Below are 25,032 nucleotides of genomic sequence, written 5' to 3'. Positions count from 1 at the left end.
GTAAAACATGATGCAACAGACCAATAAAATTTTTAACCAAACCAACTTAAACCTGCTGTTAATCACAGCGCTGGCGGCTTTAACCATTAAAACTCAGTTGCTGCCAAGCGACAGCAGCACAGTGCGTGAACTGAATGTACAGCGTATTAATGTGATGGAGCCAAGCGGTCATCCACGACTGGTGATAGCCAATACCGGCCATGCACCTAAAGCTATTAAAGATGGCAAAGAGTTTTTTGATCCGGGCCCGCGTCCAGGCATGATTTTTTACAATGACGAAGGTACAGAAAACGGCGGTTTTGTGTTCCGTGGTTTTGAAAAAGACGGCAAGGTAGAGCATGGCCTGCATTTATCTTTTGACCGTTACAATCAGGACCAAAGCCTGGCGCTACAGCATATTGAACAAGACGGTATGCTGATTTCAGGCTTGAACGTGATAGACAGACCGCAATACCCCATTGATGACTATATGCAACTGATGCTTGCAGCTGAAAAAGGTGACACCAAAGCTTCAGCGCGCATTAAAGAGCTGGAGCAATTACACCCAGATATTCATGGTAACAGACGGGCTTTTTATGGCACATTAAATAAAAAGGCAATGCTGCAACTTAATGATCCACAAGGAAATAAACGAATTGAAATGGCAGTGGGCACAGATGGTCAACCGCAATTGGTGTTTTATGCCGAAGATGGCAGCGAACTGATGCGTTTACCTGAAGCAGTACAGGTGAACTAATGAAACAGCTAAAAACCTTTGCCCTGTTATTGTTGTTCTCTTATGGCTTGATGTTGTATTTGGCGCTGCTGCAAACAGCGCCTGGGCAACAGCTACAATTTCATGCAGATGCCCCTGTCTGGCTGAGCTTGCAGGCAGCGTTATCGCTGTGGCTAAGCCGCAAGTTAGATGCTGTGTTTTGGGCTAAAGGCGCTGCGGCTTCATTGCTGCAGCGTTATAGCCAAAGCTTTGGCTTAAGTTTGCTGATTTTTGTTGGTTTGATGACAGGACTACAGCTGGTAATAGACACAGCCACTAGCCAGACATTAGTACTGCAGCAGTATCTGCGGGTTGGCCTGATGTATCTGCTGGTGCATAGCTTAATAGCGGGTGCAGACCTGCTATGGCAGGCATTAAAACGTCAGCAACAGCAACAACTGGAGCTTCTGCAGGCAAAGCAGCATAACCAGCAGTTCAAACTGCAATTGCTGCAACAACAACTGGACCCGCACTTTTTATTTAATAACTTAAATGTGCTCTCTGTGCTTATTCATAAAAGCCCGGACCAGGCCGAACAGTTTCTCGACCATTTTGCCGATATTTACCGTTACCAGTTGCAACAAAGCAATAAAACGCTGGTGCCTTTAGCAGACGAGCTGGCTTTTGCACAGCAGTATATGGCGCTATTGGCACAGCGCTTTCCGGCCAGTTTTCAGTTAAAGATCTGTATAGAACCGGAACAACAAACCAACTATCAGTTAGTGCCCTGCTGCCTGCAGCTGCTGTTGGAAAACGCAGTGAAACATAACAGCGCTTCAGCCGAACAGCCTTTGTTGATTCAACTAGAACTGCAACAAAGTCAGTTAATAGTGCGTCACCCATTGCGAGCCAAGGCTTTTGCTCAGCCAGGCACAGGCACTGGTTTAGCTAATTTGTCCGAACGTTGCCTGGCCCTGCTTGGCAAGCCAATAGACGTGATACAAAACGACGAATTTATAGTTTCGGTGCCGCTGCAGCATAGCTTTTGAATTAGCGGCACAAGCAAGGATAAGCCATGAAAGTACTGATTATTGAAGACGAGCAATTAGCGGCAGAAAAACTGGCAGGTTTTCTGAAACGACATCAGCCCGATGCCGAAGTGGTCGCTCAACTAAGTTCTGTAGCTCAAGTACTGGAGTTTTTCGCTGCAGGTCCTAAAGCTGTGCAACTGGATTTAATCTTCTCCGATGTAGAGCTGACAGATGGCCAGGTTTTTACTGCATTAGAACAGCTGGATTTGCCTTGTCCTGTGCTTTTCACCACAGCTTATGATCAGTACTGGATGCAGGTGTTTCAGTATCAGGCAGTGGATTACTTACTGAAGCCTTTTTCCTATCCCAGATTCGCCGAAGCTATGCTGAACTTTGCACAGCTAAAACATAAGTTACAACAACCAGTAGTAGCTGCAGCGCCAGCTTATAAAAAGCGGTTTTTATTACGCAAAGGCCAAAGCTTATCTATTTTGCCAGTCGCCGATATTCTGCTTATTCGTGCCGCCAATGGCGTATTACTGGCCACAGATAAAAACAACAGCGTGCATATACTGACGGAAGCCAATTTAGGCGATATAGAAAGCCAGCTCGACCCCAGTGAATTCTTCCGGCTAAATCGCAGCGATATCCTGCATATCAGCAGTATTTTGCAGGTAGAGCCCTATAACAAAGAATCAGTGGCTGTAGTGCTCAGCTGCGATAAAGAACCCGCCATCAGCAGTAAAACCAGAACGGCGTTGTTTAGGAAGTGGTTAAATCAGTAAGCAGCTAAGCCTCTACTCTTATAGTCACTATCTCAACCGGTAAAGAATCCACCTTCTGAAGAAGGTGGCTTTGTGTTAAGCCCCTAAAAGGGGCCCTTTGTCGAGTAACTGAGCAACTGCAGCGTCCGTTACTTTTTTATTTAGTCTGTGCCAAAGAACTTGATGCCTAATCCCAGCTTGGTATAGCTCATAAGAAAAATACAAACAGAGTTTCAGGCAAAGCCTTTTGGATGATAACCACCTACTGAAGTAGGTGGTTTAGGGCCGAAAACAAAAAAGGAGCCGAAGCTCCTTTTTCAATTACTATCAATCAGTTAGCAATTAATGTGACTTATCACTGCAATACAGAAATATCTGCTACGCGCAGGAATAATTCACGTAATTGCTGTAATAAGGCCTGACGGTTTAAGCGTACTGCGGCATCGTCGGCGTTCACCATTACTTTGTCGAAGAACTGGTCTACTACATCGCGCATAGCGGCCAGGTGGCTTAAACCTTCAGCATAGCTGCTTACAGTGGCCTGATAAGCCTGTTCGGCCACTATGGCCTTATACAGAGCTTGTTCGGCTTCTTCGCTCAACAGAGCGCTGTTGATGCTGGCTGGAATAGCTTCTGTCACTTTGGCCAGAATATTCGCTACCCGCTTATTGGCGGCAGCTAAAGCTAAAGCGGCATCCAGTTTACGGAATTCAGCTACAGCTTTAACACGACGGTCGAAATCGGCCGGATTGGTTGGACGGCGGGCTAATACAGCCTGAATGACGTCGACACCAAAACCTTCGCCTTCGTACCAGGCGCGGAAACGGCCAAGCATAAAGTCCAGCACTTCGTCTGATACGCTGGCTTGAGTCAACTTGTCACCAAAGGTGGTTTTGCTGAATTCAATCAGTTCAATCAGATCCAGTGGTAACTGTTTTTCCACCATAATACGCAGCGCACCAATGGCAGCACGGCGTAAGGCAAACGGGTCTTTGTCGCCTTTTGGCGCCTGACCTATACCAAAGATACCAACCAGCGAATCCATTTTATCAGCGATAGCTACAGCACAAGCCTCGAGCTGGCTTGGCAGGCTGTCACCGGCAAAACGTGGTTTATATTGCTCGTTCAGGGCAACAGCTACTGCTTCGGCTTCGCCATCCAGACGGGCATAATGCATACCCATCACGCCCTGCACTTCAGGGAACTCGCCAACCATATTGGTCATTAAGTCAGTTTTGGATAACAAACCAGCGCGTTCGGCGTGTGTGACATCAGCACCAATTTTGCCGGCAATAAAAGCTGCTACTTTGGCGATACGCTCTGATTTCTCTAATAAAGTACCCAGCTTTTGCTGGAACAATACGGTGCTTAAGGCAGGCAGACGATCAACCAGTTTGGTTTTGGCATCTGTAACAAAAAAGAACTGAGCGTCAGATAAACGTGGGCGCACGACTTTTTCGTTACCAGAGATAATCTGACTTGGGTCTTTGCTGGCAATGTTGGCCACAAAGATGAATTTATTCAGTAACTTGCCATTATTATCAACCAGCGGAAAATACTTCTGGTTGTCTTTCATGGTGGAGATTAACGGTTCAGCCGGTACCTGCAGGAAACGCTCTTCAAAAGAACCTACCAGCACAACAGGCCATTCAACCAATGACGCTACTTCTTCCAGCAAGGCATCATCCATCAGTGCCACGCCGTTTAAGGCTTTAGCCTGAGCCGCTACATTCTCAGCAATAATGGCTTTACGTTTAGCGAAGTCGGCAATGACATAAGACTGTTCCAGCGTACTTAAGTAGGCATCGGCATTTTTGATTTCTACTAAAGCTGGTGCATGGAAACGGTGGCCATAGCTAACACGTCCCGACTCTTTGCCAAGAATAGTAGCAGGCACTACATCGTCACCTAATAACAAGGTGACAGTGTGCACAGGGCGGATAAATTCAGCCGTTGAATTGCCCCAGCGCATTGGCTTGGCAATGGGCAACTTAGCTAAAGCAGTGCTGATCACAGCTGGTAGTAAAGAAGCTGTGCTTTCGCCTTTAATCAGCGCTTTATGAATCAACCAGGCGCCTTTGTCCGTTTCTAAACGTTCAGCCTGATCAGCAGTAATACCGTTTGATGCAGCCCAGGCTGCAGCAGCTTTAGTGGGCTGACCATCGGCATCAAAAGCAGCAGCCAAAGCCGGGCCACGTTTTTCCACTACTTTGTCTTGCTGTTGCAACGCCAGTTGATTCACACGAACGGCTAAACGACGAGGTGCTGCATACCAGCTAACGTCGCCATGGTTTAAGTTGTGTTTTGCCAGCTCTTCAACAATATTGTCGCTAAAGGCAGTAGCTAAGGTTTTTAAGGCCTTTGGTGGTAACTCTTCGGTACCAATTTCTACGAAAAAATCTTGCACAGACATTATGCCTCCTGCTTAGACTGGTTACGGCGCTTGCTATCACTACATAGGGGAAAACCTAACTTTTCCCGTGCAGCGAAATAGGCTTCAGCACAGGCTTTAGCCAGGGTGCGCACCCGAAGAATATAACGCTGACGCTCGGTCACAGAAATGGCGTGACGGGCATCCAGTAAGTTAAACGCATGAGAGGCTTTCATTACTTTTTCATAAGCCGGTAAAGCTAAACCTGCTTCAATCAGCTTCTGGCTTTCGGCTTCACACTGATCGAAGTACGTGAACAGCGCTGGTACGTCAGCATATTCAAAGTTATAAGTCGATTGCTCTACTTCGTTCTGGTGGAACACATCACCATAAGTGACACGGCCTAAAGGACCGTCAGCCCAGACCAGATCATAAATACTGTCGACGCCCTGGATGTACATCGCCAGACGCTCTAAACCATAGGTAATTTCGCCTGTAACAGGACGGCACTCTAAGCCACCTACTTGCTGGAAATAAGTGAACTGAGTCACTTCCATGCCGTTTAGCCACACTTCCCAACCCAGACCCCAGGCGCCCAGCGTTGGCGATTCCCAGTTGTCTTCGACAAAACGGATATCGTGCACCAGGGTATCAATACCCAGTTCACGTAAGGAACCTAAATACAGCTCCTGAATATTGGCTGGTGACGGCTTTAAGATCACCTGAAACTGATAGTAGTGCTGCAGACGGTTTGGGTTTTCACCGTAACGGCCATCGGTAGGACGGCGGCAAGGCTGCACATAAGCCACGTTAGTCGGCTCAGGGCCCAAAGAACGTAAAAAAGTCATAGGATGGAAAGTACCGGCCCCTACTTCCATATCCAGCGGCTGAACAATAACGCAGCCCTGGCGTGCCCAATAATCTTGTAATGCCAGGATCAACCCCTGGAAGGTCTTCATATCGTACTTTTGCATTAGCCTGACCTGCTGGTAAAAATGACTGAAAAGTATACCTATTTGCGCCGCTGAACTGTAGCGCTAAGCCGCGTTTTTTATGGGTTTTTTAAGATAGGATATAGCTATCTCCCCTTGCATCTAGAAAAACAGGGAAATGCTGAATTTTCGGGACGGACAGCAATTCGACATCGGCGTAGAGAATTCATACAAACTTTTTAGCAAAGGTCTCCAGTATCTTTTGACTCGGATGGTTCGTTAGTGAAATCAATTTGTTAGCTAGAGCAACAGGAACGATAGTATCCTCATACATCTCACATTTTAACAATTTAATAACACCCACAACGGTGTCTAAGTTCGGATAGTCCTGTTGAGTTGGTGATAAAATAACGTCTTTATTTTCAACAGGGACACTGACAACAAACACTTGTCCATCGTCCGTATGAACAATAACCTTTCCTCCATAATACGAAGTGCTTCCATAATGCATAGAAGCGGAGTCGCCAGGTGTTATATAACTATATATGTAATCGTTGCTTAGAATAAGGCATTTACCTTTTCCTAATCGAAACCCAGAATCTGATATCTGGCAAATTGACAATGCGTGGTCGATAAATGCGCCCTTGGTTTCTAATCCAAACAAGCAAAGATTATGCTTCTTAAGCATAAAATTACACAATTTCCTAAACGGTTTATGCATGTTTGCCGTTTGTCCAGAAAAGCTCAGGGGGCCATTTGAAATAAAACAAAAATCTCGCAAAGCATCAGACTTTAGACCATAAATAACTTTTATATAACGAACCAAAATCATCTGTTCAATGAGTCGAGAGACATAGCCAAGAATACCTCCAGCTCCCAACTCCTCATCAATTGCTTCATGTAATCGAAATATATCTGTTAAGTAGATAACGTCTCCATCCACCTCGAACGTGAAGTCTTTTTTCATCTCGGATTTTCGTAAAATTATATTTCCCAATTCAGAATCTAAGTTAGGGTTACTAGATAACGTATAGCTTTCATTTTTCGTTTCTGTATATTCTTCAAAGATAATCCAAGCAAGTGTTTGCATCAAAGTAACATCGTTTGACACATCTCTCATGAAGAACTCATAGATTGCCTTCCTTACAGATCGATTCAGGGAGTTTTGATGACAGGAGATTACATTTTTTATTGGGAGGACAAGTTTAATTTTTTGCAAGTTATGAAACTTGTTCATATCTTCAGGAAAGATAAAGGGAGCTTGGGACAGGTTTTTTAAGTCATCAGTAGTAAATAGGATTGCGCCAAACTGAAAAAAAGCGACGGTAGAAGAAGGGTATTCCTTTTTGACGTCAACAGTTATGTAACTGCCATCAACAGTAAGAATGTGCTTGGTTCCATCAACCTTTCCTACTATATCAGTGATTATCTGATTTGTTTCTTGCAGATCTTCACCCGGCTTTTCAGGGAAACGACATCCTTTCAAGAAATCCTGTATGAACTCGTCCCTTATTATATGCGAATGGTTTGCTTTAGATATCCAACTTGAACTATTGCTCTGCCCTGGTTTATTTGGTCGCATAGCTGCTATCCTTGCGCTAAAAACTTATCTATTTGAATAGGCACAACAAAAGGATTTGTATATGTTTTCATACGAACGAAGCCTTTATCATTACCCGCACTAAATTTCAAAATAGAACTGATGAAATCTGAAAAATCATAATACTTTCTTAACTCTTTTAACTCATCTTCATTATTTAAGTGAGCTATAAACCAATTTTGCGTATTTTTAAGTATATTAGCACTGATCGAACTGACCTCTTGTGTAGCGTATGTCATACCAAGATGGAGCTTTGCACCTTCCTTTGCGAGCCTGTTATATATTTGGCTTAAGTCTTTTTCTTCTTTTTTAGGAAAAAGATTATGAGCTTCCTCAAAATAGAATTGAATGAAGTTATTAGGTAGATTTCTAACAAAACGATCCATTGAGTTATTGAATATCGCTTTACATATCCGCTCAGAAAAAAGCGACTGAACAACAGGAGACCCTTGAGATATATCTATAATTACAATGTTTCCAGCACGTAACAACTTAGGTATTTCTACTTCAAACGAAGTATCCGATTTTTCCGTGTGCAATGCATGCAGTTCATTAGTTCTGATTTTTTTGTAACCGCTGACAGAAGTCTGTTCGTTAGGTTTCTTAAATGTTGATAAGAAAACCAATAATGACTTCAAATCATCATCTGCCCACTCTTTTCCTTTAGCCTCCTTATACTTTTTAAAGTATTCATTCTCGTAATTCTTCCATACCCATTCAAACCAAAGTATGGCCTCATCAAAACTGATATTATTCTTAGCAGGCTCAATTACGCCGTTGGAGATAACTTGACTATCTATCTCTTGATTACCAACAAAGGTTGGTTTTAGTCCAGACGGAACCTTGAAACCAGCTTTCTTGAGACAACAAAGATAAGCTGCTACTTTACGGTCGTACCTAATTTTGGCTGAGCGGTCACTACCATAATTATTTGGAGGAGATAGGTCTACCGCAGCAAAGTTCGTCACATAATCGACACTTCCTTCTCTTTGAGAAAGATAACTTTTAATGAGTTCAAATCCATTTTCGATCTCCTTAAAAAAGTTTACTTTTAGAACGTTAAACCCTTCTTTATCCATCACACTATAACGAGTTACTTTTTTTGAATACAGTTCGTATATAGCTGTGCCCTCGTCCTGGAGATTCGCATTCGCATATTCTCCGTTGACATCAAATATTATCTGACCAACAGGATATTCCGGAGCTCCCACAGCATTGAATGGAGGTGTTGAAACAGAAGATTCGGGAAGCGTCGTGGTTACGCTTTTTCTTGAAATATCCTCCGTTGATTGGATTATTTTTTTTACTGTATTAGATTTTCCTGTCCTAGTCATACCGAACAGCGCGGTTCTTTTCCCAACGAAGTCCTGAGCATTTACAAAGACTTCAACTTGCTGGTCATTTGTAGATTGAAATCTTCGGCTTGAACTATAACGAACCACTCCAATCTTCGATTCGTTTTCGTTTCCTGGAATTATGTTGTGATCTCGTTGGTTAACTATTTTCCGCAGAACATCTCCACAAGCTTTGTAAACTCTATAGTTATTTGCAGAATAAAAATTTTCTATATCGGCACCAAACTCCTCTCTCCCGCCAGTTGTCTTGTAGAATGAACCTAGAATTCTGCATTCAAGCCCTGAAAAGCTGAACTCATACCTTGTAAAATCATCAAGCTGACTCTTTTTTTCCGCTCCAGCTCTTCCACTAATGTCATCACCCTGCTTGTAGTAATCAATCATTGAGGAGACAACGATGCTATCACTCGGAAGGCCAGTTTGCCCGGTCGCTCTGAGTAGTAAAACTTCATCAACCCCTTTCTCACCAGTATAGAATGCTAATAAAAACGTCCCCTGTGGTATACCATGAGCTCTATGTTTCCAAGCATCCGCGACAAGCAGCTTTGCACGTTCATAATCAAGATAGAATAAATGTCCGACAAAGTTGGTTTCGTCTCGTCCTTTTTCAAATATGTTGGTATCTAATATATTTTTTAGCTTGTTATCCAGCATATAAATTCCCTTTATAGTATGTTCAAGGATGCTTCCAAATCAGGATCTTCAAATCTAATTATTGAGTTTGTTGCATAGTCCAGATTGATTTCTGTTGATATCCATCTTCTATTCAATTTCTCCGCCACATATCCTGTCGTATTGCTGCCAGAAAAAGGGTCTAGAACTAGATCTCCCTCATCTGTTAGAAACTCTACAAAGAAGCTAACCAATCCAGCCTGCATTCTTGCAGGATGCAATGGAATGCTTTCCTCTCTACATCGCCTATGAAAATAGTCATTTGAATTCGTGTTAGAGAAACTAAGAACGTTGTGAGGTAATCTCACTTCTCTTTTATCGTCTATGTCCTCAAATTCAAATAGATTGTGCGCTATGCTGCCGCCATTATCTTTAGTAAATGCGTTTGGGCTAATCGCATGCTCAGATGGCCTTTTTCCAGAATTGTACGTTTTCGATTCGATTAATTTTTTCATCCTTTTGCTGTAAGGTCGTAGCACTTTTGAATTATCCGCTTTTGGGAAATCTGACTTTGCCATCCACCAAACATGGGTATAACTATCGACAGTTCGTAACCTATTGACCGTGACCCATTGGGCGGGCGATGGTAGCTTAGAGGGATTATATGAGATGAATTCTTGAATTAAGCGGAGATCTGACGTTGGATTGTTCACCAATCCGAAAAGACATTCAAGATGTAAGAGGGACTGGACCGGTCGTCCCGATTCCCATGAGTTACCAATCTCAATCACTAATGAACCATCATCCGTAAGTAAGTCGCTGAAGATTGGTCCCAACGCTTTAAACCACTCTAAGTACTCTTGGCCTTGCAAATTACCATATCTTTTTTTTGCGTTCAGTGGGAAAGGTGGCGATGTAATGATTAACTGAAATTTTTTACCGTAATGTTTCGATAAATGTTCTTTGGCAATTTCAATAGAATCACCAACTATGAGCTTTCCTAAACTTGTTTCATATAAAGGTTTCATCATTTCTACGTCATTTCCGTTTTTAATCGTAGCTTTTCAAGATATTTATTATTTTGTCACTCACCCTATCAGATGATTCTCTTGTATCTATATCCCTAAACTCTTTGATCATTTTAGATTCTTCATCAACCATCGTGTCACTTACCGCGGCATCTATTGATTTGAATGCTTTAGCCAATCGATTTTCCAGTATTAGTTCAATTCCTTTAGGGACTCTTTTATTAAACTCTTCATATAGCCAATCATTAATGAATGATTCCCCTTTAACAATTGAGCCATAATCACCGTCTCGAGTTACGATAATAATATTTTTCCTGCTTTCGATAGCGCATTGAACTATCCATTCCCAGTTTATTGCGTCTCCGATAGACGTGTCAGTTTTCTTTCTGGGAGGATATCCCATATTAAATCTTTTGAGCGCAAGTTCATAAATGACGCTGTGTTTAGAGTCCTCAGTAGCTAAATTGTATTTGCTTTTGGATGAAAACAAACTCTCTAACGATTTATATACGGGATCATGTAAACGTGGATGTTTGAATATTTTTTCAATCATCTCATTTATTTCTGATTGTTGTTTACCTACTTCATTTCGAAGTTCCGAAAGCCGTTTTGCTTCTTGGCCTTCGGCTATCAAAGCGGGTACACTCAAAGTATTCCAATCTGGGTTTTTAAATTTTAACTGAGAGTCTTGGAACACCGTCTGTCTGTTTTTTTTGTATTCCATTTCAACTTGCGAACCCGTAATTATTCGGTTTCTGTGTTCTTCAATCAACTTCAGATAAGACATACTCACTTCTGAATTCTTTATTCTGTAGAAATCCAGAAAGATGTTTGTATCAATGAATATTAGAGCATCCAAAAAAATAACTCTCCATGTTTAAGATTATGTCCACAAAGAATATGAAGCCTAAAGCTAGGCCTACAAAGATGATATATGGGCTTAAACTCTAAATGTAAAAGCTTTGCTCCGTACCTTAAATAGTACTCTATCGCAGCTTTTCACTTAATGCTTGTTTTTTTATCATCTTTTTACCTTTCTATTTATATACTTTTATTTCTAACAGCTTGATTAACGAAATAGAGTCGCTCTATACATAGAAATAATTCTTAGACAAAAAAAAAGCTATCCTTGATAGATAGCTTTTCAAAAAGTCTATTTGCAAATTTATTGAAACACTAATTATGCATAAAACTAAACAACTGGTTACACGTCCAGGTTTGCAACCCGCAGCGCGTTTTCTTCGATAAAGTTACGGCGAGGTTCTACGTCGTCACCCATCAGGGTGCTAAATAGCTGGTCTGCACCAATGGCGTCTTCAATAGTCACGCGCAGCATGCGGCGAGTATTTGGATCCATGGTGGTTTCCCATAACTGTTCAGGGTTCATCTCACCCAGTCCTTTATAGCGCTGAATATATAAACCACGTTTGGATTCAGCCATCAGCCATTCAAGCCCTTCAACAAAGCTTTCTATTGGCTTGATTTTCTCACCACGGCGAACATAACCACCTTCTTCAATCAGGTCAGCTATAGCGCTGCCTAATTCAACAATACGGCCATAATCCACTGAAGTGATAAAGTCGTAATGCAGCAGGTATTCGTTGTCGATACCGTGCTGACGGATAATGACTTTTGGTATAAACAGATGACGTTCGCGGTCTTCTACCACTGCGTAGGTATAGCTGGAACCATCACCTTCACGCTCTTGCAAACGGGTGACTATGTTCTTGGCCCAGCTTTCAGCTAAAGCAGCGTCTTTGCACAGCTCAGGCGTAAGCGCAGGCACATACACCAGTTCGTTCAGTAAGTTAGATGGGATCTTACGGCTTAAACGAGTGATAGTAGCTGACACTTTATGATATAGCTGCACCAAAGTTTCCAGCTGCATGCCACCAATGCCAGGAGCGTCTGCATTGACATGCAGAGTCGCTTCATCCAGCGCCAGTGTAGTTAAGTATTCAGTTAAAGCCGGATCGTCTTTAATGTATTGTTCTTGCTTACCTTTTTTCACTTTGTATAAAGGCGGCTGAGCAATATAGATATAACCACGTTCAATCAGCTCAGGTGTTTGACGGTAGAAGAATGTCAGTAACAGAGTACGGATGTGAGAACCATCAACGTCAGCATCCGTCATCAGGATGATGCTATGGTAACGGGTTTTGTCCGGATTGTATTCGTCACGGCCAATACCACAACCTAAAGCTGTGATCAGCGTGCCTACTTCCTGAGAGGAAATCATCTTGTCGAAACGGGCTTTTTCTACGTTCAGGATTTTACCTTTTAACGGCAGAATAGCCTGGTTTTTGCGGTTACGGCCCTGCTTGGCAGAACCACCCGCAGAGTCACCCTCTACCAGGTAAAGTTCTGATAATGCTGGATCTTTTTCCTGACAGTCGGCCAATTTACCTGGTAAACCAGCGATATCTAACGCACCTTTACGGCGAGTCATTTCACGGGCTTTACGGGCGGCTTCACGGGCACGAGCTGCGTCGACAATTTTGCCAACAATGATGCGGGCTTCACCCGGGTTTTCTAACAGGTATTCGTTCAGCTTTTCGTGCATCGCACTTTCAACTGCAGACTTCACTTCGCTGGATACCAGCTTGTCTTTGGTCTGAGAACTGAACTTAGGGTCCGGCACTTTAACACTGATCACAGCAGTTAAACCTTCACGGGCGTCGTCGCCTGTGGCCGAAACTTTCATCTTTTTAGCGTAGCCTTCGTGCTCAATATAAGTGTTTAACACCCGGGTTAACGCCGAGCGAAAACCTGCTAAGTGAGCACCACCATCCCGTTGTGGAATGTTGTTGGTGAAACAGTAAATACCTTCCTGGAAGGAATCGTTCCACTGCATTGCTACTTCTACAGAAATACCATCTTCTTCACGGTGTGAGGTGAAGTAAAAGGCTTTCTGGTGAACCGGAGTTTTTGTGCGGTTTAAGTACTGCACAAAAGCTTCGATACCACCTTCGTATTTAAAGTGATCGGTTTTGTCATCACGTTCGTCGGTCAGAATAATGCTGACACCAGAGTTCAGGAATGACAATTCGCGTAAACGTTTGGCCAGAATATCGTAGTGGTAATTGATATCGCTGAAAATAGTTGGGCTTGGCCAGAAACGAATAGAAGTACCAGTGCCTTCAGTTTCACCTACTACAGCTAAAGGCGCGTCCGGCACACCTAAACGGTAGATTTGCGAATGCACTTTTTGCTTACGGCGAATGGTCAGCTCTAACTTGTCAGATAAAGCGTTTACTACAGAGACACCTACACCGTGCAAACCACCTGATACTTTGTAGGAGTTATCATCGAATTTACCACCGGCGTGTAATACCGTCATGATGACTTCAGCTGCAGATACGCCCTCTTCGTGCATATCTGTAGGAATACCACGACCGTTGTCGCGTACTGATACTGAGTTGTCGGTATGGATAGTGACCCATACATCAGTACAGTGGCCAGCTAAGGCTTCATCGATGGAGTTGTCGACGACTTCGAATACCATGTGGTGTAAGCCTGAGCCGTCGTCCGTATCACCGATATACATACCGGGTCTTTTACGTACGGCATCCAGGCCTTTTAATACTTTGATACTCGACGAGTCGTAAATATGTTCTTCGGCCATCTTCATTCTGTCCGTATTGTTATCTGTCCGTGTTCCACGTGAAACAATGCTGGATTCACATCCGGTATTGCTGGCAGAACCTGATCAGTATTAATCGCTGAAATAAAAACCTGCGAGTTAATGGTGTTTAAAAAACTAAATATATGACGCTTGGAATTATCGTCTAATTCCGAGGCCAAATCATCAATTAATAACACTGGCTTTTTATGACCGTAGTTATAAATCACGTTACTTTGCGCAACTTTCAGCGCAAAGAGTAATACTTTAAGTTGTCCACGCGACAACACTTCTTCTACCGCCTGGCCCGCTACTTTCAGCTTTAAATCCGCCTTTTGTGGGCCAAACTGACAATGTCCTAAGCGCAAATCCTGCAGAAAATTTTGCTGCAATAATTGCTGCAATTGCTCCGGGGTTTCGATACGCTCGGGCCAGCCTGAATACAACTGCATGGTTAAACCCGAAGCCCAGGGCGCGTCTGTCAACAAAGGCTGCACCGCCGCATCTAAAGCCGAAATATAACGCTGGCGTAACGCCTGTAATTCAAATGCCAAACTGGCCAAATTTTGGTCCCAGTAGGCATACTCATCGTTATAGCGCTTTTGTGTTTTTAACAACGCATTGCGATGTTTCAGTACACGCTGCAATTTGCTCCACAAGGAATAGAAACAGTGTTCCACGTGAAACAATCCCATATCGAAAAACTGTCGCCTTTCTTTTGGGCCACCCAATAAAAGCTTAAAGCTCTCTGGGGTAATTAATTGAACCGGCAGCAATTGCGCCAGTTCAGAGACACGGTTCAGGTCTTCCCCGTTTAACCGCATCCGCAGCTCGCCTTCGCGTTCGCGCTGCAAGCCGAGATTTAATATCTGCTGCGCCATTTCAACTTTGGCATTCAGTAAAAATGCCGGTTGTTCATAGCGGATCAGTTTTTCTGGTCTGCTGCTGCGAAAAGAACGGCCATGCGCCAAATAATAAATGGCCTCGAGCAAACTTGTTTTGCCGCTGCCATTTTCGCCATAAATCAGGTTTATCCCGGAACGAAACTCTAATTGAGCTTCGGCAATGTTGCGAAACTGCTGAATTCTAAGCGTATTTAATGCCATTCACTATAAACGCATTGGCATCACAACGTACATGGCGCCTGACTTAGCTGCGACACCTTCAATCAGCGCACTGGAGTTACCGTCACTTAAATGCAGCACTACCAGGTCGGTTGATAAAGTATTCAGTACGTCGAGCAAGTAGCCCACGTTAAAACCAATTTCCAGCGTATCGCCCTGGTATTCCACTTCGATGCTTTCTTCCGCTTGTTCGTGCTCAGGGTTATTCGCCACAATTTGCAGCTCGCCTGAACTCAAAGTAAAACGCACACCACGGTATTTTTCGTTCGATAAAATAGAAGCGCGAACACAGGAATCCTTTAAGACATCACGGTGTGCTGTCACCAGCTTAGTGCTGTTGCGTGGCAATACACGGCGATAATCAGGGAAACGGCCGTCAATCAATTTACAGCTGAAGCTGAACTGAGTGTCGGTTAAACGAATATGGTTTTGACCTAAACTTAAAGTCACCAGCTGATCATCGGCTATTAATAAACGCATTACTTCCAGCACACCTTTGCGCGGAATAATGATTTGTTTTTGATGACCGGCCGTAGCTGCCAGTTCGATAGAACTCATGGCCAGACGGTGACCGTCTGTTGCGACAGAGCGTAAAGTGCCGTTATCTACTTCAAATAACAAACCGTTCAGGTAATAACGCACATCCTGGTTTGCCATAGAAAATGCCGTGTCGTCTAACAAATGACGCAACTGATTACGTGGCAACTGTAAGTCGACCTCACCTTGCCAGCTTTCTAAATTTGGATAATCGTTGGCGCTTAAGGTCGACAAAGTAAATTTACTTTTGCCTGTGCTGACCACACAGTTATCACCTTGCACTGTAACGCTTAATAAAGAGGTATCGGGCAAGCTGCGGCAAATATCCAGAATCTTTTTCGCCGGCACAGTAATACGGCCAGGGCTGATCAGTTGCTGGATAGGTGACATGGCCACCAGTTCGATTTCTAAATCGGTACCGGTCAGAATGAGCTGACCGTCTTCGCGCGCTTCAATCAATACATTCGACAAAATAGGTAAAGTATGGCGCCGTTCAATAGCACCTGACACCATTTGTAAGGGTTTGAGCAGAGCGTCGCGTTCAATAGTAAATTGCATCACCATTCCCTATTATGAAGACAATGTTCGAATTAAGTTTTGAAAATCTTCTTTAATTTCATGCGTCTCTTCTTTTAACGATTCGATTTTACGACACGCATGCAAAACTGTGGTGTGGTCACGGCCACCAAAAGCATCACCGATTTCCGGTAAGCTGTGGTTGGTTAGTTCTTTCGCCAACGCCATCGCCATTTGACGAGGACGGGCGACTGAACGACTGCGACGTTTAGACAATAAATCCGCCACCCGTATTTTGTAATACTCGGCCACAGTTTTCTGAATATTTTCAATCGTCACCAACTTGTCTTGTAACGCCAGCATATCGCGTAATGCTTCGCGCACAAAGTCGATGGTAATAGGACGGCCAGTAAAGTTAGCATTGGCAGAAATACGGTTTAACGCCCCTTCTAATTCACGCACATTAGAGCGAAGACGTTTAGCGACAAAAAATGCGACTTCTTCCGGCAGACGAATATTGATCTCCTGCGCTTTACGCATCAGGATCGCGACCCGGGTTTCCAGCTCTGGTGGTTCGATGGCGATAGTTAAACCCCAACCGAAACGACTTTTTAAGCGCTCTTCCACGCCGTCGATTTCTTTTGGATAACGATCGCTAGTTAAAATGATCTGCTGGTTACCTTCAAGCAAAGCATTAAAGGTATGGAAAAACTCTTCCTGGGAACGGTCTTTTTTCGCGAAGAACTGAATATCATCGATAAGCAGCGCGTCCACAGAACGGTAATAGCGTTTAAACTCTTCTATCGCATTGTTTTGTAAGGCTTTTACCATATCCTGCACAAAACGTTCTGAGTGCATATAGATGACTTTAGCATTTGGGTTTTTCGCCAGAATGCCGTTACCTACCGCATGCAATAAGTGAGTTTTACCTAAGCCTGTACCGCCATATAAAAACAGCGGGTTATACGCAGTGCCCGGATTATCGGCCACTTGCTTGGCAGCAGCGCGCGCTAACTGGTTCGATTTACCTTCTACAAAGTTATCGAAGTTGTGTTTCGCATTGACGTTGCTGTTCACTATAGTTTTAGGTGCTGGCTCAGGCATAGCAGCCACCGGAGCTGCAGCTGGTGCAATGCGTGGCAATTGATTCACAGGGGCGGCTAAAGGCTTTTGGGTTGAACCTACATCAAAGCGTAAACGTGGCGCATGATCGCCACAGTAGCCCTGGATCAGTTCATTGATCCGGTTCAGGTATTTGTCACGCACCCAATCCAACACAAAGCGGTTAGGCGCATACAAAGTCAGTGCGTCATGCGAGCTGTCAGCTTGTAATGGACGGATCCAGGTTCCAAAATCACGAGCTGGTAGCTCGGCCTGGAGCGCTTCGAGGCAATTTTTCCAAACGGACTGATACACCATATCTCCAAAAGCCCCTAATAATTATTATTTAGTTAGGCGGGCGTAAGTGAAAAGAGCAGCATTATCATATGATCTTATCCACAAGTTCAATATTGACTTTTGCAAAAATGCGACGAGCGGCGAAAACAATATATAACCACTTGTTTTATATAGAAATAAACATCTTATTCTATTTACTGATATGCAAGCAAAATATAAGACCAAAGTGGTCCAAAAACACAAACTTTTTAAAACAACTCACATTTTATCCCAGTTGAACCACTAGCCTTGTGGACAACTTTTAAAGATCGATAAAAAATAATGATCAGATCAGCAGAAACACAAGGATCTGCATTGACAACAGCTGCCGACCCGCTTAGAATTCGCGCTCTTTTTTAATCGCTGCGTTTTGGTTTTTACTAAAACACAGACCCTTAGTAAATATCGACCGGACGGACGAAGTTATGAAAAGAACATTTCAACCTAGCGTTTTAAAACGTGCTCGCGTCCACGGCTTCCGTGCTCGCATGGCTACTAAAAATGGCCGCCAAGTGATTGCACGTCGTCGTGCTAAAGGCCGCAAGCGCTTAACAGTCTAGTCAGATTCGTAAGCGCTGCGTGGTCAGCTATACATTCAGCAGGGAGTTACGTCTGTTAACTCCCCGCGAATTCGACAATGTCTTCCAAAATCCTTTCAGGGTTTCTTCTCCTCTCTTTACCATATTGTGTAAACCTACTCAGTCTACTCATCCAAGACTTGGTCTGACTATTGCCAAAAAACGTGTTAAATTAGCCACGCATCGAAACCGCATCAAACGATGTTCACGGGATAGCTTTCGGCTACACCAACATGAACTACCGCCTGTTGATTTAGTTTTGATGGTAAAAGGTGATATCAGCAACACGCCCAATGAAGAATTGCACAAGCAACTGGATAAGTTATGGGGCAAAATAGCTCGCCAATACAAAACACTGGTGCAAGACTGCTAATTTCCACTGTACGTGGTTATCAGAAGTTGATCAGTCCGTTATTTGGACCCAGTTGCCGGTTTTATCCCACCTGTTCTCATTACGCTATTGAAGCCATAGAACGCTTTGGTGCCGTAAAAGGTGGTTGGTTAACTACAAAACGTTTATTAAAATGTCACCCCCTACATCCCGGTGGTGAAGACCCGGTTCCACAAAAGCAGAAAGAGACTAACTAACAGATGGATTCTCAACGCAGTTTATTAGTGATAGCCCTCGCCTTCGTTAGCTTATTGTTATGGCAAGCATGGCAAACCGATCACGCGCCTAAACCAGTAACTCCTGTTACTGAACAAAGCACAACCAGTTCTGCTGGTTCAGCGGATTTGCAATTAAGCAGTTCAGGCACCTCAGCTCAACCTGCAGCCGCTGTTGCAGCTCAGCAAGTGATCACTGTCAGCACTGATGTATTAAAAGTGCAAATCGACACCAGAGGTGGCGATATTGTTGACTTAACCTTGCCTGCTTTTACTTTAACCAAAGACAGCGACCAGCCTTATCAGCTGATGCGTAAGCTCAATGGTTTTGAGTATGTGGCTCAGTCAGGCTTATTGGCCGATGGCCCGGATGACAAACGCAACAGCGGTCGTCCTGTCTACAGCGTGGCCCAAACCAGTTACACGCTTGCCAATGGCGAACAGCAAGTGGTAGTGCCTTTAACCTTTAGCCACAACGGCTTAGAGATTGAAAAACGCTACACCTTTACCGCTGGCAAATATGATGTCCGGGTAGAATATCTGCTGAAAAATACCACAACAGGCACTAAGCTGGTTCAGCCTTATCAACATCTGGTGCAAACCATTGATAACGGCGAAGGCAGCAATATGATGATGCCTATTTACCGTGGTGCGGCGTTCTCTACTTCTGAAAAACGTTATGAAAAATACGATTTTGAAGATATGCAGGAAACCAACCTGGCTAAATCCACTAAAGGTGGTTGGGTGGCTATGCTGGAGCACTATTTTGTTGCAGCCTGGGTTCCGGAAAAAACTGCAGACAACCAGTTATACAGCTTAGTGAATAATGGCAATGGTGTAGTTGGCGTCAAAGGCCCTGAATTAACTATTGCTGCAGGCGAAAACCTGACTATAGCTTCTACTTTTTATGCTGGCCCCAAAAATCAGGATAACTTAGCAGCTATTGCGGATGGCCTGGATCTGACAGTGGACTACGGCTTCTTATTTTTTATCTCTCAGCCATTATTCTGGTTACTGACCTTTATTCAAAGTTTTGTCAGCAACTGGGGGGTCGCCATTATTATGATCACCCTGCTGGTGAAAGGTGCGATGTACCCGCTGACCAAAGTGCAGTACGAATCTATGGCCAAGATGCGTAATCTGAAGCCAAAAATTGACGAACTGCAAGCCCGTTATAAAGACGACCGCTCAAAAATGGGCCCTGCCATGATGGAACTGTACCGCAAAGAAAAAGTAAACCCTATGGGTGGCTGCTTGCCTATGCTGGTGCAAATGCCGATCTTCCTGGCGCTGTACTGGGTGTTCGTTGAGAGTGTGGAATTACGTCAGGCTCCGTTTATGTTATGGATCCAGGATTTATCCACCCAAGACCCATACTACGTATTACCAGTGCTGTTTGGTATCAGTATGTTTGTGATGCAAAAACTGACGCCTATGACAGTCACAGATCCTATGCAGCAAAAAATTATGCTGTGGATGCCAGTGGTATTCTCAGTATTCTTCCTGTGGTTCCCTAGTGGTCTGGTACTGTACTGGTTAGTCAGCAACCTGATTTCTTTAGCCCAGATGCTGTATATCTACCGTGGTATGGAGAAGAAAGGCTTATACACTAAGGCCTGATGCTCCTGAGCTACACTTTAAAGGCCTGTTCTCAGGCCTTTTTGTTTTTCTACATTTGAACATTTGGTTTCTTAAGACGAGGTTTTATGTACAGCACAGACACTATTGCAGCTCAGGCCACAGCCACAGGTCGTGCCGGTGTAGGAATAATCAGGGTATCAGGCCCTGCCGTATCTGCAGTGGCTTCTGCCATTCTGGGCAAAGTACCTAAACCTCGTACTGCTGAATACCTGCCGTTTTTAGATGCTCAAAAACAAACTCTGGATCAGGGCATAGCCTTGTATTTCCCTGGCCCTAACTCCTTTACCGGTGAAGATGTGCTGGAACTGCAAGGTCACGGTGGTCCAGTGCTTTTGGACATGCTGCTACGCCGTGTGCTGGAAATGAAAGATGTGCGGATAGCCCGCCCGGGCGAGTTTTCCGAACGGGCATTTTTAAACGATAAATTAGATTTAACCCAAGCCGAAGCCATAGCCGACTTAATTGACGCAAGCTCCGAACAAGCAGCCCGTTCAGCGATGCATTCGTTGCAGGGTGAGTTCTCGCGCAAAATTCACGACCTGGTCGAAAAAGTGATTTACCTTCGAATTTACGTCGAAGCCGCTATCGACTTTCCGGATGAAGAAATCGACTTTTTATCTGACGGCAAAGTAGCAGGTGACTTAGCCGACATTATTTCTGATCTGGCAGGAATCCAGAAACAAGCCACACAAGGCAGCATATTACGTGAAGGTATGCGCGTGGTGATTGCTGGCCGGCCTAATGCGGGCAAATCCAGCTTATTAAACGCTTTAGCAGGTCGTGAAGCCGCCATAGTGACAGAAATAGCAGGTACCACCCGTGATGTACTGCGTGAGCATATTCATATCGACGGTATGCCTTTGCATATCATCGACACTGCTGGTTTACGTGAAGCGACAGACAAAGTGGAACAAATAGGCATAGAACGCGCCTGGCAGGAAATAGAACAAGCAGACCGCGTACTTTTTATGGTCGACGGCACTACTACGAACGCCACCAGCCCAGCCGAGATCTGGCCAGACTTTATGTCACGTTTACCTAAAGACCTGGGCTTAACAGTGATTCGCAATAAAGCCGACTTAACAGGCGAAACGACGGGTGCCAGCCAGGACGGAGACTATCCGGTCTTTCATATCTCGGCCAAAACCAATTCCGGTATAGAACAGCTACGTGATCACTTAAAAGCCTGCATGGGCTTTGACGCCAATACCGAAGGCAGCTTTATCGCCCGCCGCCGTCATTTAGACGCGCTGGAACGCGCTGCAGAGCATTTAGCCATAGGTGATGCTCAGTTGCATAACCACCTAGCGGGCGAGCTGTTAGCAGAAGAACTACGCCTGACTCAGCAACACCTGAATGAAATCACCGGCGAATTTAGTTCGGATGATTTATTGGGCAGGATTTTCAGCTCGTTCTGTATAGGTAAGTAACTCAATTCTAGCTGCCACCCCGCATGGCCAGATGATCACTGGCTGTGCGGCGGATAAGCAGCGTCAGTACTCCCGCCCCACATAAGGTAATCACACTGGCCAGTAGTAAGCCTGAATCAAAACTGCCGCTTTGTTTGGCTAAATAACCGCTGATTGCAGGAGCCAGCACCTGTGCAGTGCCATAACAAAGCGTCATCTTGCCCATCAGTTGAGCTGGTTTTGCTGGTAATAAGCGCCCTGCCATCGTTAGCATTAAGCTGACACAACCGACAAAGCTGATGCCAAATAAAAAGGCACTGAAGAATAACACCAGGCTCTGACTCCAAAGCACAGGCAACACAATAGCCAAGGCGTTTAGCAGTAAAGCCCAACGTAAACTAACTAAATAACCTGATAGTCGCGCGACCCGATCCCAGATTAGCGCTGCTGGTGCAGCACCTAGACCTAAAGCGAAAAATGCCCAGTTACCAAAACCTGTCAGTTCTGCATTCTGACTCGCCATAGCGACAATAAAAGTGATAGTGACCACATAGCCATAGCCGGCGCAGAAATACATCAAAAATAAGGGCCAAAGGAAACTACGGGGCAAGGCTAAAGGTGTTGCATCTGTGTTGTTACTGGACAACGGCAGCTGTGGTGGTGGCAACCAGCGCCATGCCGGAACTATCAGCACCAATCCAAGCACGCCTAAAGCCAGCCATTGTTGATCCCAACTCAAAGTGACAGCGCTAAACAGCTCTACTAATAAAGCCACTAAAGCTATGCCCAATCCTAAGCCTGCAAAATGCAAACCCAGTTCAGCTTTAGCGCCACGTGCAGCCAGCTGCTGCAAAATAAGACCTGAGGCCAATAACATCGAAGCAGCCGAACTTAAACCCGCCAGAAAGCGCCACAAGCCCCAAAATACCGGATCTGAACTATAAGCAGTGGCTAGTGTACTGATCACAGCGAAAACCAAACCTGTACGGTAAGCATAAAACTTCCATTGCCAGTTTTTCAGTCGCACTGCCAGCAAAGCACCGGCAAAATACCCCAGATAGTTCACCGCAGCTAAATAACCAGCCAAAGCTTCAGTAAGACCTGAATCGGACATTAAAGGAATAAGCGGAGTGTAGGCAAAACGTGCTATGCCCAAACACAACAACTGACTAAAAAAACCAGCCAACAGAATGCGGCGCGCTCCAGGATCAGACATACACAGGCTTCCTTAGCCAGAAATTTTTAAAAAGACAGCAGCATCTTCAGCGCTATCAAGAGTAATACGCAGGCAAATAATTTTTTCAACAAGGCAGCTGGCACTTTGGTCGCAAGCTGCACACCAAGCGGAGCGGCCACCACAGAACCTATACTCATTCCCAGTACAGCTGGCCAATACACTGCGCCTATCAGATCCGGATGATTGACTGGAGCTGTTTGCAGCATATAAGAAATAGCGCCAAATACTGTCACAGGAAAACCGACAGCCACTGAACTGGCCACAGCTTTGGGCATCGCCATAAAACGGCCTAAAAATGGCACCATCAAGACACCACCACCAGCACCGATAAAACTACCTGTGGCTCCAACTACTGCAGGAAACCAGCGCAATAGTTGATTTGAAGGTGGCTGTTGCGGTTGTGTCGCTTTTGGAGAAGCAGGTTTAAGCATTGAAAAAGCCACATACAACAAAAAAGCAGCAAAAATGCACTGCAGCCACAAGGCCGGCAAGCGGGTGACCAGCAAGGAACCTGCAACAACGCCAAACAGACTGGCTGGTAACATCAACCGGATCAACTCCCAGTTAATAGTGCCCTTTTGCTGATGCACCCGCAGTGAAGAAACAGAACCTATAGCGGCAATCAGCATCGAACTGCCAAGAGCTATGACAGGGGAAACTTCTGCGCTAAAACCTAAAGATGGCAACATAAAAGTTAAAAAAGGCACTGTTACCAAAGCCATGCCGACGCCTATTAAGCCAAGCAATAAGCCACCAGCTACACCCGCCAGAATAAATAACATCAGTACCCAAAGATCCATAACTTCCCGCTTCAACTAAAAAGGCCAGCTTCTGCAGGCCTTAGATACAATCGTTATTTAGCGCGCATAAGTAGCGGTTAAAGTGGCTTTACCAATAGCAGTTGCATTCAACATAAAACCTACCACAGCAGCGCTGGCACCATCAGGCACAGCTAAAGTGGTTTCAGGTAAAGCCCAAACGGTAAACTGATAACGATGCATGCCATGGCCTTCAGGTGGGCAAGCACCACCAAATTCTTTAATGCCATAATCATTGTTAAAACAGCGGCAGCCTGTTGGTAACTGACCATTGCCAGCGCCCTGAGTCAACGAAGTCACACTGGCCGGAATATCCAGAACCAGCCAGTGCCAGAAACCTGAACCTGTAGGTGCATCCGGATCAAAAACCGTAATAGCAAAACTCTGTGTGCCAGCTGGCGCATTCTGCCAGTTTAACGCTGGCGATAAATTCGGGCCGTCACAACCAAAACCATTAAATTCAAAGGTCTTTGCCATAAAATGGCCTTCGCTGATGTCCGGGCTGGTCAGCTGAAATACACTAGATGTCATGGTGTTTCCTTAGATTTGGCTCAATACAAAGCGGGAAATAGAGCATCAGTCTGAACTTTGCAGCCAGGCAAATCCAGACTTTTGCGACCAACTCAGGTTATAACTCTGCAGCCATACTATGTTTAGCTATGTTGCTGTAACCACTGATAAAACATTTGTTTTGGCATAGCGCCTGATTGTTGCGCAACCAGCTTGCCTGCTTTAAACAGCATCAAGGTTGGAATGGAGCGAATTTGAAACTGTGCTGCCAGCTGTTGCTGCTGCTCTGTATTTACTTTGGCAAACCGAAATTGCGGCTCTAATTCTGCTGCAGCCTGATTAAATACCGGCGCAAAATTCAGACAAGGCCCACACCAGCTGGCCCAAAAATCCACCACCACAGGTAATTCTGACTTTTGGATCTGATTGACAAAATTCTGCTGGGTTAGCTCTATGGGCTTTCCGGCAAAAAGCGCGTCTTTGCACTGACCACATTTAGGCTGATCGGCAAACTTTTCCGGCTGAACCCGGTTTAAGGTTGAACAATGAGGACAGGCAATAATCATAACTGGCTCCAGAGTTGGCTATTGAAGCTAAATATGGGCGCTGG

General features: G+C 44.6%; 22 protein-coding genes. 8 read left to right on the top strand and 14 right to left on the bottom strand.

The annotated features are described in order from the left end of the window. Positions 1-7: 7 nt before the first annotated feature. From P3C17_RS10275 to P3C17_RS10265, 3 genes are read left to right on the top strand one after another with little or no spacing between them, the layout of a single operon-like run. On the top strand, positions 8-736 hold the full coding sequence (locus tag P3C17_RS10275) for a hypothetical protein (RefSeq protein ID WP_300929353.1): 729 nt from the start codon (positions 8-10) through the stop codon (positions 734-736). Beyond that, positions 736-1,743, top strand: coding sequence for a histidine kinase (locus tag P3C17_RS10270; protein WP_300929352.1), 1,008 nt, complete (start codon positions 736-738; stop codon positions 1,741-1,743). Before P3C17_RS10275 ends, P3C17_RS10270 begins: the two co-directional genes overlap by 1 nt. 26 nt (positions 1,744-1,769) lie before the next feature. Next, complete coding sequence (locus P3C17_RS10265; RefSeq protein ID WP_300929351.1) at positions 1,770-2,510, top strand: LytTR family DNA-binding domain-containing protein; 741 nt, start codon at positions 1,770-1,772, stop codon at positions 2,508-2,510. 334 nt (positions 2,511-2,844) lie between these two features. On the opposite strand, the gene glyS is transcribed toward P3C17_RS10265, so the two are convergent. From glyS to dnaA, 10 genes are all read right to left on the bottom strand, one after another. Beyond that, complete coding sequence (gene glyS / locus P3C17_RS10260; protein ID WP_300929350.1) at positions 2,845-4,902, bottom strand: glycine--tRNA ligase subunit beta; 2,058 nt, start codon at positions 4,900-4,902, stop codon at positions 2,845-2,847. Further along, positions 4,902-5,834 carry a glycine--tRNA ligase subunit alpha gene (glyQ, locus tag P3C17_RS10255; protein ID WP_233010033.1) on the bottom strand — a complete coding sequence of 311 codons (933 nt, stop codon included), beginning with the start codon at positions 5,832-5,834 and terminating at the stop codon, positions 4,902-4,904. The genes glyS and glyQ overlap by 1 nt, the downstream gene beginning before the upstream one ends. Before the next feature lie 184 nt (positions 5,835-6,018). Next, on the bottom strand, positions 6,019-7,374 hold the full coding sequence (locus P3C17_RS10250; protein WP_300929349.1) for a hypothetical protein: 1,356 nt from the start codon (positions 7,372-7,374) through the stop codon (positions 6,019-6,021). A gap of 5 nt (positions 7,375-7,379) precedes the next feature. Then, entirely contained in the window at positions 7,380-9,401 is a 2,022-nt protein-coding gene (locus P3C17_RS10245; RefSeq protein ID WP_300929348.1) for a DUF87 domain-containing protein, read from the bottom strand. 11 nt (positions 9,402-9,412) lie between these two features. Then, positions 9,413-10,390 carry a site-specific DNA-methyltransferase gene (locus tag P3C17_RS10240; protein ID WP_300929347.1) on the bottom strand — a complete coding sequence of 326 codons (978 nt, stop codon included), beginning with the start codon at positions 10,388-10,390 and terminating at the stop codon, positions 9,413-9,415. 19 nt (positions 10,391-10,409) lie between these two features. Then, positions 10,410-11,246 carry a PIN domain-containing protein gene (locus tag P3C17_RS10235; RefSeq protein WP_300929346.1) on the bottom strand — a complete coding sequence of 279 codons (837 nt, stop codon included), beginning with the start codon at positions 11,244-11,246 and terminating at the stop codon, positions 10,410-10,412. 345 nt (positions 11,247-11,591) lie between these two features. Continuing rightward, complete coding sequence (gene gyrB / locus P3C17_RS10230) at positions 11,592-14,012, bottom strand: DNA topoisomerase (ATP-hydrolyzing) subunit B (protein ID WP_300929345.1); 2,421 nt, start codon at positions 14,010-14,012, stop codon at positions 11,592-11,594. 2 nt (positions 14,013-14,014) lie between these two features. After that, entirely contained in the window at positions 14,015-15,115 is a 1,101-nt protein-coding gene (recF, locus tag P3C17_RS10225) for a DNA replication/repair protein RecF (RefSeq protein WP_300929344.1), read from the bottom strand. Between the two features lie 3 nt (positions 15,116-15,118). Beyond that, entirely contained in the window at positions 15,119-16,228 is a 1,110-nt protein-coding gene (dnaN, locus tag P3C17_RS10220) for a DNA polymerase III subunit beta (RefSeq protein ID WP_300929343.1), read from the bottom strand. Positions 16,229-16,240: 12 nt separating this feature from the next. After that, complete coding sequence (dnaA, locus tag P3C17_RS10215; RefSeq protein ID WP_008897168.1) at positions 16,241-17,602, bottom strand: chromosomal replication initiator protein DnaA; 1,362 nt, start codon at positions 17,600-17,602, stop codon at positions 16,241-16,243. Positions 17,603-18,048: 446 nt separating this feature from the next. Here dnaA and rpmH point away from each other — a divergent pair, with 446 nt between their 5' ends. The 5 genes from rpmH (at position 18,049) to mnmE (ending at position 21,878) form a co-directional block, all read left to right on the top strand. Then, complete coding sequence (gene rpmH / locus P3C17_RS10210) at positions 18,049-18,183, top strand: 50S ribosomal protein L34 (RefSeq protein ID WP_008897167.1); 135 nt, start codon at positions 18,049-18,051, stop codon at positions 18,181-18,183. 19 nt (positions 18,184-18,202) lie between these two features. Further along, positions 18,203-18,574, top strand: coding sequence for a ribonuclease P protein component (rnpA, locus tag P3C17_RS10205; RefSeq protein ID WP_127026396.1), 372 nt, complete (start codon positions 18,203-18,205; stop codon positions 18,572-18,574). After that, entirely contained in the window at positions 18,526-18,789 is a 264-nt protein-coding gene (yidD, locus tag P3C17_RS10200; protein ID WP_008897166.1) for a membrane protein insertion efficiency factor YidD, read from the top strand. Before rnpA ends, yidD begins: the two co-directional genes overlap by 49 nt. Positions 18,790-18,792: 3 nt before the next feature. Continuing rightward, positions 18,793-20,427 (top strand): membrane protein insertase YidC, encoded by a 1,635-nt coding sequence (gene yidC / locus P3C17_RS10195; RefSeq protein ID WP_300929342.1) that lies wholly within the window; start codon positions 18,793-18,795, stop codon positions 20,425-20,427. 86 nt (positions 20,428-20,513) lie between these two features. Beyond that, the gene (gene mnmE, locus P3C17_RS10190) at positions 20,514-21,878 is read left to right on the top strand and encodes a tRNA uridine-5-carboxymethylaminomethyl(34) synthesis GTPase MnmE (RefSeq protein ID WP_300929341.1); all 1,365 of its coding nucleotides are present in this window, start codon (positions 20,514-20,516) and stop codon (positions 21,876-21,878) included. A 7-nt stretch (positions 21,879-21,885) separates the two neighbouring features. Here the strand turns inward: mnmE and P3C17_RS10185 are convergent, their stop codons facing one another. From P3C17_RS10185 to trxC, 4 genes are all read right to left on the bottom strand, one after another. Then, positions 21,886-23,073 (bottom strand): YbfB/YjiJ family MFS transporter, encoded by a 1,188-nt coding sequence (locus tag P3C17_RS10185; protein ID WP_300929340.1) that lies wholly within the window; start codon positions 23,071-23,073, stop codon positions 21,886-21,888. A gap of 26 nt (positions 23,074-23,099) precedes the next feature. Next, positions 23,100-23,894: a sulfite exporter TauE/SafE family protein gene (locus P3C17_RS10180; RefSeq protein ID WP_300929339.1), complete on the bottom strand. Its 795-nt coding sequence runs from the start codon at positions 23,892-23,894 to the stop codon at positions 23,100-23,102. Positions 23,895-23,951: 57 nt separating this feature from the next. Continuing rightward, positions 23,952-24,443: a YbhB/YbcL family Raf kinase inhibitor-like protein gene (locus P3C17_RS10175; RefSeq protein WP_300929338.1), complete on the bottom strand. Its 492-nt coding sequence runs from the start codon at positions 24,441-24,443 to the stop codon at positions 23,952-23,954. A 122-nt stretch (positions 24,444-24,565) separates the two neighbouring features. Then, entirely contained in the window at positions 24,566-25,000 is a 435-nt protein-coding gene (trxC, locus tag P3C17_RS10170; protein ID WP_300929379.1) for a thioredoxin TrxC, read from the bottom strand. Between the last annotated feature and the right edge of the window lie 32 nt (positions 25,001-25,032).

Source organism: Rheinheimera sp. 1928-s, assembly GCF_029269265.1.
Lineage (GTDB): Bacteria > Pseudomonadota > Gammaproteobacteria > Enterobacterales > Alteromonadaceae > Pararheinheimera.
The sequence above is the reverse complement of the archived record's forward strand: the minus strand, read 5'-3'. Positions and strand labels throughout refer to the sequence as shown.